General features: G+C 58.0%; 11 protein-coding genes. 4 read left to right on the forward strand and 7 right to left on the reverse strand.

The genetic code is table 11. From position 1 onward, the window contains the following. Positions 1-27: 27 nt before the first annotated feature. Positions 28-1518, reverse strand: a complete 1491-nt coding sequence (gene dgt / locus IBT54_RS13180; protein WP_013356831.1) for a dGTPase — start codon at positions 1516-1518, stop codon at positions 28-30. A gap of 92 nt (positions 1519-1610) precedes the next feature. Here dgt and mtnN point away from each other — a divergent pair, with 92 nt between their 5' ends. The 3 genes from mtnN to IBT54_RS13195 all read left to right on the forward strand — a co-directional run bounded on the left by mtnN (position 1611) and on the right by IBT54_RS13195 (position 3471). Beyond that, positions 1611-2309 (forward strand): 5'-methylthioadenosine/S-adenosylhomocysteine nucleosidase, encoded by a 699-nt coding sequence (gene mtnN, locus IBT54_RS13185; RefSeq protein WP_013356830.1) that lies wholly within the window; start codon positions 1611-1613, stop codon positions 2307-2309. Further along, entirely contained in the window at positions 2302-3096 is a 795-nt protein-coding gene (btuF, locus tag IBT54_RS13190) for a vitamin B12 ABC transporter substrate-binding protein BtuF (RefSeq protein ID WP_201252273.1), read from the forward strand. Before mtnN ends, btuF begins: the two co-directional genes overlap by 8 nt. A gap of 123 nt (positions 3097-3219) precedes the next feature. Next, a complete protein-coding gene (locus tag IBT54_RS13195) occupies positions 3220-3471 on the forward strand; it encodes a hypothetical protein (RefSeq protein ID WP_033781925.1) in 252 nt (83 codons plus the stop codon). Between the two features lie 30 nt (positions 3472-3501). On the opposite strand, the gene erpA is transcribed toward IBT54_RS13195, so the two are convergent. After that, positions 3502-3849, reverse strand: coding sequence for an iron-sulfur cluster insertion protein ErpA (gene erpA, locus IBT54_RS13200; protein ID WP_008925625.1), 348 nt, complete (start codon positions 3847-3849; stop codon positions 3502-3504). Positions 3850-4053: 204 nt separating this feature from the next. Here erpA and hemL point away from each other — a divergent pair, with 204 nt between their 5' ends. Next, positions 4054-5334, forward strand: a complete 1281-nt coding sequence (gene hemL / locus IBT54_RS13205) for a glutamate-1-semialdehyde 2,1-aminomutase (RefSeq protein WP_195857330.1) — start codon at positions 4054-4056, stop codon at positions 5332-5334. Between the two features lie 277 nt (positions 5335-5611). Here the strand turns inward: hemL and fhuB are convergent, their stop codons facing one another. The 5 genes from fhuB to mrcB all read right to left on the reverse strand — a co-directional run bounded on the left by fhuB (position 5612) and on the right by mrcB (position 14272). After that, positions 5612-7591 carry a Fe(3+)-hydroxamate ABC transporter permease FhuB gene (gene fhuB, locus IBT54_RS13210; RefSeq protein ID WP_201252274.1) on the reverse strand — a complete coding sequence of 660 codons (1980 nt, stop codon included), beginning with the start codon at positions 7589-7591 and terminating at the stop codon, positions 5612-5614. Then, a complete protein-coding gene (fhuD, locus tag IBT54_RS13215) occupies positions 7591-8469 on the reverse strand; it encodes a Fe(3+)-hydroxamate ABC transporter substrate-binding protein FhuD (protein ID WP_147789436.1) in 879 nt (292 codons plus the stop codon). Before fhuD ends, fhuB begins: the two co-directional genes overlap by 1 nt. A gap of 10 nt (positions 8470-8479) precedes the next feature. Next, positions 8480-9274 (reverse strand): Fe3+-hydroxamate ABC transporter ATP-binding protein FhuC, encoded by a 795-nt coding sequence (gene fhuC, locus IBT54_RS13220; RefSeq protein WP_201252275.1) that lies wholly within the window; start codon positions 9272-9274, stop codon positions 8480-8482. Between the two features lie 39 nt (positions 9275-9313). Next, complete coding sequence (fhuA, locus tag IBT54_RS13225; protein WP_201252276.1) at positions 9314-11536, reverse strand: ferrichrome porin FhuA; 2223 nt, start codon at positions 11534-11536, stop codon at positions 9314-9316. 201 nt (positions 11537-11737) lie between these two features. Then, positions 11738-14272 (reverse strand): bifunctional glycosyl transferase/transpeptidase, encoded by a 2535-nt coding sequence (gene mrcB / locus IBT54_RS13230; RefSeq protein WP_095706176.1) that lies wholly within the window; start codon positions 14270-14272, stop codon positions 11738-11740. Positions 14273-14343 lie beyond the last annotated feature (71 nt).

Here is a 14343-nt window from a genome sequence, read left to right on the forward strand (position 1 = left end):
TTATTCGCGCTCTTTACAATCGGCGGCTTATTCTACTGCCATCAGCCGCCGGTACTCATCCCAGGCATAGAGATCGGTCATGCCGCTAATATAATCCTGAATAAGCCGGAAGCGATAATAACGCTCCCACAACAGCCGCTGATATTTATGCTCCACAACCAGATTACGCATCTTGTGCAAATAGGCTTTGCGGTGTTTCCCGGAGAGCTTATGAAAAAGCCGCGTTTCAATCGGGTGCTGGCGTAAAAAATCCTCATTCATCAGCGTGGTAAAAGCTTCATAATTAAGGCGCATCAGCGGCTGATAGATCTCCAGCAGCCCTTTAATCACGCGGTAACCCTGCAGCTCCAGCTGTTCAACTTCGGAGTGATTAAACACCTGCTGGCGCGCAACGGTCTTAAACAGTTGCAGCAAACGGCCCTCTTCACCCTCATCTTCCAGCAGCGCATGGTTAAAACTTCCCTCGAATATTGCAGGAAGATTATCAACAAAACGTTTCACCGCGTAACTGACCAGCACGCTCTGAACATTTACGCGTAATGACATAAAAAATTGATCGCTGCGGCTGCGGCGTTTTTTACTACAGGCTTCACGCCATGCTTCGCCAATAGTCCGGCTAAAGGCGTCATTATTTTTTACCGGCCCCCAGGCTTTATTGAGAAATTCAAACAAACTCTCAACATTAAAGATATCTTTTTCTACAGCGTCGTCCAAATCGGCAATACAATAGGAGATATCATCCGCCGCTTCCATTATATAGGTGAGCGGAAAGCGGTGGTGTTCTTCCATATTGGTGGCAGCACGCAGGTCGGCAATATAATCCTGCTCGGAGAGATAAAAACCGGGTTTCTTCATTAACACGCTAAATTCGGCGGGCTTTTCACCCTGCCACCAGGCAGGAGCAGTATATTTGAGGATACAGGCGACCTGAGAGTAGCTGAGATTGAGCTGCAGCAGGGTGTGAACCATACGGATAGCCTGCGCGTTGCCCTCAAAATGGCAGAGATCCTGGCGTATCATGGCATTCAGCTCATCAAAGGCTTTACGCTGCGCATCCCCTTCAACGCCTGCCACCAGCGGATCGACCAGTTCGGCAGCCAGGTTCTCTTCAAACCAGTCGTTAATGGCTGCCTCACCAAAATGACCAAACGGCGGATTACCCACGTCATGCAGCAGACACGCCATTTCGATCAGGCTTTCAAATGCGCCTTCAAGCTCATCCAGACCATACTGCGCCAGCCCGCCCTGCATCTTCAGGGTTTGCAGGATCTCTTTGGTGATGTAGCGTCCGGTCTGCTGCACCTCCAGCGAGTGTGTCAGTCGGGAACGGACGGCGGCATTGCGCTCCAGCGGAAAGACCTGCGTTTTCTGCTGCAGTCGCCGGATGGCAGCGGAGTTGATAATCCGTCCACGGTCACTCTCAAAATGGCGGGTAATGTAATATTCGCCTTCCGGATCTTTTCGACTGGTATAAGGGCGCGAGAAGCTGATCTTCTTCCTGAAATTGATCGCCGACATGAATTACCCCTGACTTTTTCGTGAATTAATCCCCTGGATGCCATGGTAGACTATGCCCTAAATTTTGATTCTTTACATTAGCGGAACTCACTATGAAAGCAGGCATTATTGGCGCGATGGAGCAGGAAGTCACACTGCTGCGCGACAAAATTGAAAACCGTCAAACGCTGTCGCTGGCGGGTTGTGAAATCTATACCGGCACCCTGCAGGGCGTTGAGGTGGCACTGCTGAAATCGGGCATTGGTAAAACCTCTGCGGCGCTGGGCACCACGCTGCTGCTGCAGCTCTGCAAACCCGATGTGGTGATCAACACCGGTTCGGCGGGCGGTTTAGCGCCGTCGCTCAGCGTCGGCGATATCGTGGTGTCAGACGAAGTGCGTTATCACGATGCTGATGTCACCGCTTTTGGTTATGAGCCGGGTCAGATGGCGGGTTGTCCGGCCGCGTTTGTGGCAGACAGCAAGCTGATTGCTGCGGCAGAAGCCTGCATTAAGCAGTTGGATCTGAATGCCGTACGCGGTCTGGTGGTAAGCGGCGATGCCTTTATCAATGGTGCCGAACCGCTGGCGCGCATTCGCAACCTGTTCCCGCAGGCGATTGCCGTTGAGATGGAAGCGACTGCCATCGGTCACGTCTGTCATCAGTTCCAGGTACCGTTTGTGGTGGTCCGTGCGATTTCCGACGTGGCCGATAAGGAATCTCACCTCAGCTTTGATGAATTCTTAAGCGTAGCGGCGAAGCAATCTTCGCTGTTGGTGGAGAACCTGCTGGCGCATCTGGCGCGTGGCTAAAACGCTGCTTTTCTGCTGGCTGCTGCTGTTAAGCGGCAGCCAGCTTGCCTCACCGCCCCGTGTTATCACCCTCGCTCCCCACCTTACCGAACTCGCCTTTGCTGCCGGGATTACGCCGATTGCGGTCAGTGCATGGTCTGACTATCCGCCGCAGGCAAAACAGCTTGAGCAGGTTGCCAACTGGCAGGGCATCAAAGCCGAACGCATTCTGCAGCTCAAACCAGACCTGGTTTTAGCCTGGCGCGGCGGTAATCCGCAGCGGCAGATCGATCAGTTGCAACAGCTCGGCGTACCGGTTAAATGGATTGATCCGCAGACGCTGGATGAGATGTTCACGGCGCTAGCCGATCTGGGCCGCTGGAGTCCCAGCCCGGAGCAGGCTAGCAGAGCAGCCCAGGCGTTACGGCAGCAGGAAGCCGCACTGCGTCAGCGCTATACTCACCTGACTGCGGTTCCGCTTTTTTTGCAGTTTGGACAGCAGCCGCTTTTTACCGCCGCCAGAGCCACGCTGCAGAATGAGATTATTACATTATGTGGTGGCAGGAATATCTTTGCCGACAGCCGCGTCAGCTGGCCACAGGTCAGCCGCGAGCAGGTACTGATGCGCCATCCTCAGGCCGTGGTAACAGCGGGCAGTGCACAGCAGGCGGAGAACATCCGTGCCTTCTGGCGGCCACAGCTCACTGTGCCGGTGATTGCCATCAGCGAGGACTGGCTGAGCCGGCCAGGCCCACGACTGCTGCTGGCGGCGCAGCAACTCTGTGTGGCCCTGCATCCCGCTGAATAAATCGGCGAAATGATTAAAGTTGCTGCACTTTTTGCCGTTAATCAATACCAGAGACGAGCCGGCCACGTATGCTTGCCGTCCTTTTAGCGCCACGGCGCTTTTTTAAAACACCAGGAACCATCTATGACCAGAGCACTGCTGCTGGCCATAGGGCTATCGCTCGCCGGATCTGCATTTGCGGGATCGATTAATGGCTCTATAGGCGCCAGGCTTGTCATCTATTCACGCTGTGAAATCAACACGGCTAACGGTCAGCCCGCGCCGCAGGTGAACTGCGGCAGACAGGCAAGCGCGCAGCCACGCGTAACCCATAGTCAGATTCAGTCGCAGGGAAGTGTGAAACAGAGTAACCGGCTGGTCACAATAGAGTGGTAAACGAGGCCGTCGCGATGACGGCCTTCGTTATCAGATACTGAAGGAAGAGCCACAGCCACAGGTGGTTTTGGCATTCGGATTGGTCACGATAAAGCGTGAGCCTTCCAGACCTTCGGTGTAATCCACCGAACCGCCCACCAGATATTGCAGGCTCATCGGGTCAACCACCAGCGAGACGCCCTGCTTTTCGATCGTCATGTCGCCATCATTCAGCTGATCATCAAAGGTGAAGCCGTACTGGAAACCACTGCAACCGCCACCGGTGATGTAGACGCGAAGTTTCAGCGCCGGGTTCTCTTCATCGGCAATCAGGTTCTTCACCTTGGTGGCTGCGGCGTCGGTAAACTGCAACGGCAGTGCTACTACTTCATCACTCATGTTTTACTCCGGTAAACGCCCAGGTCAGAAAACGACCTTAATAACGCTATTATCAGCCAGCACCTCAGCGCAATCAAGCTCTGCCCTTCGCACTCTGTGCCGCTTTCACCTCCGTTAAGGGCGCGGCGAGTGAATCCGCCTTTCGTCTGCTGCCCCTCTTCCGTAGAATGGTGCAATATTTTTTATGAACCGCTGGAGCCGAAAATGAGTAAGTCCGAACAACTGTTTGCCGAGGCACAACGCCTGATCCCGGGCGGGGTAAACTCGCCAGTACGCGCATTTACCGGTGTGGGCGGCGTTCCGCTGTTTATTGAACATGCTGATGGCGCGTATCTCTATGACGCCGATGGCAAAGCCTATATCGACTATGTCGGCTCATGGGGCCCGATGGTGCTGGGTCATAACAATGCGGCGATCCGCAATGCCGTGATCGAAGCGGCCCAGCGCGGCCTGAGCTTTGGCGCACCGACCGAAATGGAAGTGACCATGGCGCAGCTGGTGTGTGAACTGGTGCCTTCCATGGAGATGGTGCGTATGGTCAACTCCGGCACCGAAGCGACCATGAGCGCGATTCGTCTGGCGCGTGGCTTTACCGGCCGCGATAAAATTATCAAGTTTGAAGGCTGCTATCACGGTCACGCCGATCATCTGCTGGTGAAAGCCGGTTCTGGTGCCCTGACGCTGGGTCAGCCAAACTCGCCGGGCGTACCGGCTGATTTCGCTAAACACACCCTGACCTGCACCTTTAACGATCTCGACTCAGTGCGCAGCGCCTTCGAGCAATATCCTGATGCCATCGCGGCCATCATCGTCGAGCCGGTTGCCGGCAACATGAACTGCATTCCGCCGCAGCCGGAATTCCTGCCAGGCCTGCGTGCGCTCTGTGATGAGTTCGGCGCACTGCTGATTATTGATGAAGTGATGACCGGTTTCCGCGTTGCACTGGGCGGCGCGCAGGCTCACTACAATGTGCGTCCTGACCTGACCTGCCTTGGAAAGATTATCGGTGGCGGGATGCCGGTTGGCGCATTCGGTGGCCGCCGCGATGTGATGGCCGCGCTGGCCCCGACCGGCCCGGTCTATCAGGCGGGGACGCTCTCCGGTAACCCGATCGCAATGGCCGCCGGTTTTGCCTGCCTGACGCAGATCGCGCAGCCTGGTACGCACGAAAAGCTGGATGCTCTGACCCGCCAGCTGGCTGAGGGTCTGCGCGAGGCAGCCCAACAGCAAAATATCCCGCTGGTGATCAACCATGTTGGCGGGATGTTTGGCCTGTTCTTCACCGAGGCTGACAGCGTGACCTGTTATGCCGATGTGACCCGCTGCGATGTAGAGCGCTTTAAAACTTTCTTCCATCTGATGCTGGAGGAAGGCGTTTACTTTGCGCCATCAGCTTATGAAGCGGGCTTTATGTCGCTGGCGCACAGCGAAGAGGATATTCAGCGCACGGTTGACGCCGCGCGTCGTTGTTTCGCGAAGCTGTAATTTCGGCAGCGTTAAAGACAAAGACCGGCAGCAGCCGGTCTTTTGTTATTGATGAGGTTTGCCCCGCTCTGTTGTGGGAGGGTGCATGCACAGGAAACAGGGTCAGATCGGAAAGGCGCGAAAGCCGTCATCCATGACTCGCTCGGCCCGCGCCGTCCATGGCGCGGGACGCTTTCCTCCTCTGCCCCCATTCCCTGCGCATTGAGCTTCTTCGTTGTTGTCAGATTCACCCTACTTTGGATCTGGCCGCGGTCTGAAACCAGCCTGCTTTTTCCTCTTAACCTGAACGCCGTAGCAGCCAGATAAAGTACGGCGCACCTAAAAACGTCGCCATCAGTCCGGCAGGGATTTGATCAGGGAAGGCCAGCATTCGCCCGCACCAGTCAGCCAGCATCATCAATCCGCCTCCCAGCAATCCCGATAGCAACAGTTGTGGCAAAGCCCGCCGGAATCCCAGCATCCGCGCCATATGCGGAGCCATCAACCCGACAAAACTCAGCGGACCGATAGTCAGCGTCGCGCTGGCGGTCAGTGCTGCCGCCAGCAGCAGCAGACTCAGCCGTGCAGGCGTCAATGCCATACCCGCCGAGCGCGCGGTCGCACTTCCCAGCGGCAGCAGCGTCAGCCAGCGGCTCGCCAGCGGAGCCAGCGACACCAGCACCAGCGCGCAGATTGCGCTCTGAACTGCCTGACTGCCGCTGATGTTATAGGTCGAGCCGGAGATCCAGCTCAGCAACCCGTCCATGCGCGGATCGCCGCTGGCCAGCAGCAGCATCAGCAGGGTGACAAAGGCGCTGTTAAGCGCCATACCCGCCAGCAGCATCCGCTCCGGCGAGAAGCCGCCACGGCTGGCTACCGCCATAATCACCAGCAGCGTCAGCGCGGCCCCCACCGCACCGGCGGGCAGCAGCCAGGCCATCGCATCGCCCGGCACAAAGAACATCATGACCACTACGCCGCAGGCGGCCCCGGAACTGATGCCCAGTACTTCCGGGCTGGCCATAGGATTGCCGGTCAGCCGCTGAATCAGACTTCCCGCCACGCCCAGCATCAGACCGGTTACCAGCGCTGCCAGCACGCGCGGTGCGCGCCACGGCAGCAGTGATTGCAGCATCTCGCCTGCGGACCCGCTCCAGCCCTGCGCATCACGCCCAAACGCGAGCGCCCCCCACCCCAGCAGCGCCAGAACAGCGAGACCGATCAACGCCCAGCGCAGCAGGTTCTGTCGCTCGGCGGGCACATTGTCACCCTGATTCAGCGCGGGCGGCACTGAACCGGTGCGCAGTCGCGGCAGCAGCCACAGCAGAATCGGTACGCCAAGCAGGGCCGTGGCCGTGCCGGTCGGGATATCGCGCCAGTGCGTGCTGAGCCATAATACGCAGCTGTCTGCCAGCCACAGCAGCAGCGCGCCAGTCAGCGGTGCCAGCAACATCCGGGTGAGGAGCCGTCGTCCACCCAGCAGCTTCGCCAGCAGCGGTGCAAACAGCCCGATAAAGCCGATGATACCGGCGACATTGACCAGCTGCGCACTGAGCAGAATCGCCAGTCCAAGGCCGCCCATCCGCGCCACAGAGAGCGCCAGACCCAGGTTTTTCGCGACACCATCATCCAGTCCCATCAGCGTCAGCGGACGCAGCAGCGCCAGCGCCAGCACAAACGCCAGCAGCAGGCGCGGCCAGAGCTGCTGCACATTTTCCCAGCTCATCTGATTCAGCGCGCCGGTGCTCCACAGAAACATGTTCTGCAGCTGATCGTGATTGAAGATAGCGAAGATTTGATTTACCGCGCCGCTGTACAGGCTCAGTACCAGCCCGGCCAGAATCAGCGTCACTGGCGACAGACGTTTGCCCCAGGCCACACCAAACACCAGCGCGCCCACCAGCAGCGCACCGCTAAGCGCAGCAAACTGCTGTGTCAGCGCCCCGCCCGGCAGATGCCACAGCGTCGCGACGGTAATGCCCAGCTGCGCGCCGGAAGAGACGCCCAGCGTGGTCGGCTCCGCCAGCGGGTTGCGTAAGATCTGCTGAAACAGCAGACCGGCTAACCCCAGTCCGGCTCCCACCAGTAGCGCCAGCGCCGTGCGCGGCAGCAGGCTGTAGTGAAACACCATCTGCGGCAGGCTATTGACGGCCGGTGACCAGAATGCCTGCCACCATTCAGCCTGTGGCAAGGCGTGGTGCAGATTAATCAGTGTCAGGCTGAGTGAGAGCAGAAACAGCAGGCTGAGAAGGCCTGCGGGAAACAGAGCATGGCGCATCAGTGCGTCTCCAGCGCGCGTTCCAGCACGCGAACAAAGTGCAGCGCCGAGAGCGTTGCACCGTAATACCAGACCGCCGGGACGCGCTGAAAGCGTCCGGTGCGGACAAACGGCATGGCCTGCCACAGCGGACTACGCATCAGCTGCTGCATCTCCACGTCGTTGTCGTGATCGAAACAGATAACATCCACCTCCCCGGCCTGCGCCAGCTGTTCGATGCCGATCACTGCGCTGCCCCAGAAATTGGTTTCACCCTGCCAGCCATTTTTCAGGCCCAGCAGGGTCATCACTTCCAGGAACAGGCTGTTTTTACCGAAGGTAATGGCGTGACGACTGTCGAGCAGCGACATCAGCAGAAGCGTGCGTCCGGCATAGGGTGCCAGCCGCTCACGCGCCGCCGCCAGCTGACCATCGACCTCACGCAGATGCTGTTCCGCCCGATCGCTTAATCCCAGGCGCGCCGCCAGCTGACGCAGCGATGCGCGCGCGGCGGTGAAGGGTTTTCCGTCGCCGCTGTGAAGGTCGAAACCCATGATGGGTGCGATGCGCGTCAGTTTCTCTTTGGGCGGGCCATAGCCATTGGAGCAGAGGATCAGCGACGGCTGCATTTGCGCCATCAGCTCAAGATTGGGTTCGGTGCGCAGACCGACGTCGATCACGTCTGCAGGCAGTTTCGGCTCACCTACCCAGATGTTGTAGTTGTGCAGATCGGCCACGCCAAAGGGAGTAACGCCCAGCGCGATCAGCAGTTCGGTGGGTAACCACTCCAGTGCAATAATCCGACCCGGATTCGGCGTGGCAGCACGCAGAGGAAGCGCACAAAACAGCGGCGAGGCCGCCAGTGCCAGCAACAGTCGGCGGCGATAAAGATCGGGCATCATCCTTTCCTTAACAGACAAAACTAACCGGCGCGCCGCCCTGCGGGTGCGGTAAAATGCCCATCGGAATGCCATAAATTGCACCGAGCACCTCAGGCTGCATAATCGCTCCGGCGTCACCTTCGGCAATCATCGCGCCCTGACGCAGCGCCACCAGATGATCGCAGTAGCGTGCCGCCATATTGATATCGTGCAGCACCGCAATCACTGTCAGGCCGCGCTGCTGGCTCAGATCTTTGATCAGCGCCAGTACCTCAACCTGATGGGCAATATCCAGCGCCGAGGTCGGTTCATCCAGCAGCAGACAGCGGCTGTTCTGCGCCACCATCATCGCCAGCCAGGCGCGCTGACGCTCACCGCCTGACAGACTGTCCACCAGCCGACCGGCAAAGGGCTTTAGCCCGACCTGGGCAACCGCATCCTCTACCCTGTCGCGATCCTCCTGACCAAAGCGCCCCAGCGCCCCGTGCCAGGGATAGCGGCCAATCGCCACCAGCTCACGCACCGTCATCCCTTCGGCTGCCGGTAACTGCTGCGGCAGATAGGCCACCTCGCGGGCAAAGGCTTTACTGTTCCAGCGCCCGACCGGCTGCTGATTCAGCAAAACCTCTCCGCTGCTGGCCGCATGATGACGGCCCAGCATTTTCAGCAGCGTCGATTTGCCCGAGCCGTTGTGACCAATCAGCGCGGTCATTTTACCCGGTGGAAAAGTCAGCGACAGGGGCTGGAGGAGAGTGCGGCCGGGCACCTCGAAACTGGCGTTTTCCAGCGTAAAGGTCGCCTCTTCTGCGTGCGGATGCGGCATGATTATCCCTGTGAACGGGCGCCGGAGCGCCCGGTTAAATCAGAATCTGAAGGTCGCGGTGCCGACAATCTGGCGTTCCGCACCCCAGTAGCAGGCGTATTCACGATAGCAACTGGCGACATACTCGCGGTTGAACAGATTGTTAACGTTGACACCTACCGTCGAGCCTGGCAGGCCGAAGCGACCCAGATCATACTTCAGCGCCGCATCCACCGTGGTGTAACCGGCTACCTTAAAGTTCTGGTTCGAGAGTCCAGCAGAGGTGTTAGTTGGGGTTTCAGCATACAGCCCCTGGCTTTCACCCACGTAACGGACCCCAGCGCCGATCGTCACCCCTGACAAAGCAGTCTCGTGGAAGGTGTAGTCGGTCCATAGTGAGGCCATATGTTTCGGCACCTGCACCGGCGTTTTGCCTTTAAGCGACGTGTCTTCAGTATATTCCGCATCGGTGTAGGTGTAGGAGGCCGTCAGGTTAACGTTGGCATTCAGCGCCGCTTTAGCTTCCAGCTCTACGCCCCGTGACCGGATTTCACCGCTCTGAACGCTGAAAAAAGCTCTGTCTGGATTGGGATCGGCAGTCAGGTTTTTGGTTTTGGTCAGCTGGTAAAGCGCGGCGGTGAGCACCACCGGACGATCTTTCGGTACATACTTCACGCCCGCTTCATACTGCTTAGCGCGTGACGGATCAAATGCCTGACCGTCATAGGTTGAACCCGCATTCGGAATAAAGGCTTCGCTGTAACTAAAGTAAGGCGCGATGCCGTTATCAAACACATAGTTCAGACCACCACGCCAGGTAAAGGCCTGATCGTTCTGGCGATCAACACTGTCTGCCACCCGATCGTAAACGGAGTTCATGGCATAGTCGTAGCGGCCACCTAGCGTCAGCACCCAGCGGTTCCACTCCATCTGATCCTGTGCATAGAGGCCGGTCTGACGCTGCTTATTCAGATGCTGATAAGGATCGGCAAACGGCGTCACACTATCATCGCCATATTGCGGGTTAACCGCATTCAGGCTGGAGGCCGAGCCAAACTGTGCGTCGATATCATTACGCGTACGCTGGAAGTCCACGCCCAGCAGCAGCGTATGATCGACCTGGCCGGTGGCGAATTTCGCCTGCGCCTGAGTATCCACGGCAAACTGGTTCAGCGTCTCGCTGGAGACCGCTGAACCACGGGTAATCTCCTGAGTTGCTGTATTGAAACCATTGCCATAGATACTGCGGTAATCGGTGCGCAGGTCGGCATAACGCAGGTTCTGGCGCAGCGTCCAGGTGTCGTTGAGGCTGTGCTCGGCGTTATAGCCCACCATTTTGGTGGTGCGCGAAATCTTATTGCTCTGCTCACCTTCGTCGAAGTCGGTCGGCAGTTTGTACTGGCTGCCATCGGCACGGGTGATCGGCACCACGGTGCCCTGACGCGGCAGCCAGCCGTAATAGCCGGTTTCTGGCTCGTTCTGGAAATAGGTCAGCAGATCAATGCGGGTGCGATCGTCGGGACGCCAGCTGAATGACGGGGCAATGGTGTAGCGCTTCTCTTTGTTCATCGACTGCTGCGCATCCTGACTGCGCGCCTGACCGGTCAGGCGATAGCTGTAGACGCCGTTATCATCCAGCGCACCGCCAAAGTCAAAGCCGGTCGAGAAGAGATTGTCATTGCCCATCTGGAACTGCACTTCGCGCAGGGTTTCCTGGGTCGGACGCTTGCTCACCAGTGAGACGACACCGCCCGGATTGCTTTTACCATAGAGCACAGAGACCGGACCGCGCAGCAGTTCAGCGCGCTCCAGGAAGTAGGGATCGATGGCAAACTCAGAGTAGTTATCTCCCTGCAGTTTCAGGCCATCCAGATACTGGTTGGTATTGGTTTCGCTGAAGCCGCGAATCGAAAGCGCATCAATCACATCTGAGCTGCCACGGTTACCGGTCAGCACGCCAGGCGTATAGTTAAACGCCCCTTTCACGCTGGTCACATTGCGCATTTCCATCTCTTCGCGGGTGACCACGGAGACAGACTGCGGATTTTTTTCAATCGGGGTATCGGTTTTGGTGCCGGTGGCGCTGTGTTTTGCTGCCACCGTCGGTGCCGGCCCCCAGGCGCTTTCCGCCTCGACGCCGTTGCCGCCATCCGCCGAGACCACCATGGTCTCTGGCTGCGCGGCGTAAAGCGAGGAGCTCAGGCTCAGTGAGATCATGACGCCCAGAAGCGGCCGGGAAAATGTTTTTTTGGTGTTGTCTGCAAAAGTCGTTCGCGCATTCATAAAAAGGTGTCTCTTAAAATAGGCTCAGGCGAGCGAATCGAAACGATAATGATTATTATAACGGATTAGATAATATGCGAACTGCCGCGGACACTGCAAGCAGAAATCCCAGTAGTGACGCCGTTTGCAGGGCGATTTATCCGTATTGATCACAAACAAAAAAAGGGCGCCGAAGCGCCCTTTTTAACCTGTCTGACTGATTTATTTGCCAAACATATCTTTTATCCACCCTGCTACGCCGTCGCTGTCTTTCTGCTCCTGCGGTTGCTGGGCTGGTTGCTGTTGCGGCTGTTGCTGCTGCTGTTGCTGGTCAAACAGCTGTTGCTGCTGCTGAACCTGCTGCTGCTGTTGCTGACACAGCGCATTCGGATCCAGCGCCCACACCGGCAGAGAACGCCAGGTGCTGCTGCCCGTGCCACAGACAAAGTTACCGGCCGAATCGACATTCATCATCGACACATCTTCCGGCGGCGTCAGCTGCAACGGCATCGGTGCCTGATTGTCGAGGTAGCGACGATAAAGCTGCATCGCACCGCTGGCACCATAGAGTTTGGTCGGCTGGTTGTTATCACGGCCCACCCAGGTGATCGCCACTTCTTTACCATCAATACCGGCAAACCAGCTGTCGATCAGATCGTTAGTGGTACCGGTTTTCCCGGCCAGATGGGCATTCGGGAAACGCGCCCCCAGCGCACGGGCGGTACCGTGGTCAGCGACCTGCTGCATGGTATAGAGCGTCAGATAAGCCGCCTGCGCCGGTTCCACACGCTGCGCCTGCGGATAGCTCTGATAGAGCACGCTGCCATCTTCTGCAATCACTGAACGCACCGCAGATAGTGACGCGCGGTTACCGCCGCTGGCGATCGACTGGAACGCCTGCGCCACTTCAACCGGCGTCAGGTTCAGGGCACCCAGCAGCATCGCCGGCACCGGATGCAGCTGCTCTTTCGGCACGCCCAGCTTGTTCCAGGTATCGACTACCGCATCCAGCCCCAGCGTCATACCGAGGTTAACCGTCGGCACGTTCATGGAGTTGGTCAGCGCATCCACCAGCATCACTTTGCCGCTGAAGCGACGATCGTCGTTCATCGGTTTCCAGATGGTGCCATTTGGCTGCTTCAGCGCAATCGGCTCATCGGCGATCCAGCTGTTCAGGCGGTAGCTGTTTGGCTGGCTCAGCGCGGTGAGGTAGGTCGCCGGTTTTGCCAGTGAACCGATAGAGCGACGCGCCTGCAGCGCACGGTTGTAACCGGCGTACTGCGGATCGGCACCGCCGACCATGGCACGGACTTCGCCGCTGAAGCGGTCAACCACCACCATCGCGGTTTCCAGATCTTTCAGGCCGCGCTGTTTTTTCAGCGTCGGAATGCCATCAACCACCGCTTTTTCAGCTGCATCCTGCGACACCGGGTCCAGCGTGGTGAAGATTTTCACGCCGGAGAGATCTTTAATCTTGTCGCCCAGTTTGGCCTGAAGCTCGTTACGCACCATCTGCATAAAGGCAGGCTGCGGCGTAATCACGCCCCCTTTCGGCTGCACGCCCAGCGGACGAGCCGACAGCATGTCATACAGCTCCTGGTCGATCACTTTCTGCTGCTGCAACAGGCGCAGCACCAGGTTGCGGCGTTCCAGCGCCAGTTTCGGGTTGCGCCACGGGTTATAGAGCGACGCCCCTTTCACCATGCCAACCAGCATCGCCTGCTGATCCAGACTCAGTTCATCTACCGGACGGCCAAAGTAGTAGAGGCTCGCCAGCGGGAAACCGCGGATCTGATCGCTGCCCGCCTGACCGAGATAGACTTCGTTCAGGTAGAGCTCCAGGATGCGATCTTTGCTGTAGCGCGCATCCATGATCACCGCCATATAGGCTTCACGCGCTTTACGCCACAGCGAACGCTCATTGGTCAGGAACAGGTTCTTCACCAGTTGCTGCGTCAGCGTACTGCCGCCCTGCACCGCTTTTCCTGCCGTGATGTTCGCCAGGAAAGCGCGACCAATGGAGTACGGGCTGATACCATCATGCTCATAGAAATGGCGATCTTCAGTGGCGATCAGCGTATCGACCAGCAGATCCGGGAAACCGGTGCGCGGCACGAAGAGTCGCTGTTCACCATTCGGCGACTGCAGCATGGTGATCAGGCGCGGATCGAGGCGGAAAAAGCCAAAATCACGGCCGGTTTCGAGGTTTTTAATCTCGCTCAGCTCATCTTTCGTGAAGCTCATACGCGCGTGGATCTGCCCCTCTTTACTGTCGGGGAAATCAAACGGGCGACGCAGCAGATCAATGGTGTTGCCCTTCACCGAAAACTCGCCGGGGCGGGTGATACGGGAGACTTCGCGATACTGAGTCCCTTCCAGCAGCGCCACCATTTCACTTTTGTTGTAGGCCATGCCCGGTTCCAGGCTGACCATGCGGCCATAGACGGTGGCGGGCAGTTGCCATACCTTACCGTCAATGCGACTGCGAATCTCCGAGTCGAGGTAGATGCCCCACGCGGCCATAACCACCACAAACACCAGGAACAGTTTAATTATCCATCCCAGCCAACGGCGTTTGCCGCGCGGCGGTTTTCCACCTTTACCTTTACGTGGCACCGGCGCTTCCTCCTCGTCATCATTAAAATCGTCCTGATCGATATCCTGTTCGATATCCCTGCGTCGTCCCCGGCCCGCACTGCTGCGCGGCGGCAACGGTTTACCTTTGCGCCCTATTGGTTCGCGATCGTTCCCAGACATTACTTTTCTTCTCCAGGCAGTGCTTACGGCAGCGCCGCTACTCTAACTGCTTTCTCGCGTGCCGCATGGCA

Origin of the sequence: Pantoea sp. S62 (genome assembly GCF_016658625.1) — a bacterium.
Taxonomy (GTDB): domain Bacteria; phylum Pseudomonadota; class Gammaproteobacteria; order Enterobacterales; family Enterobacteriaceae; genus Pantoea; species Pantoea vagans.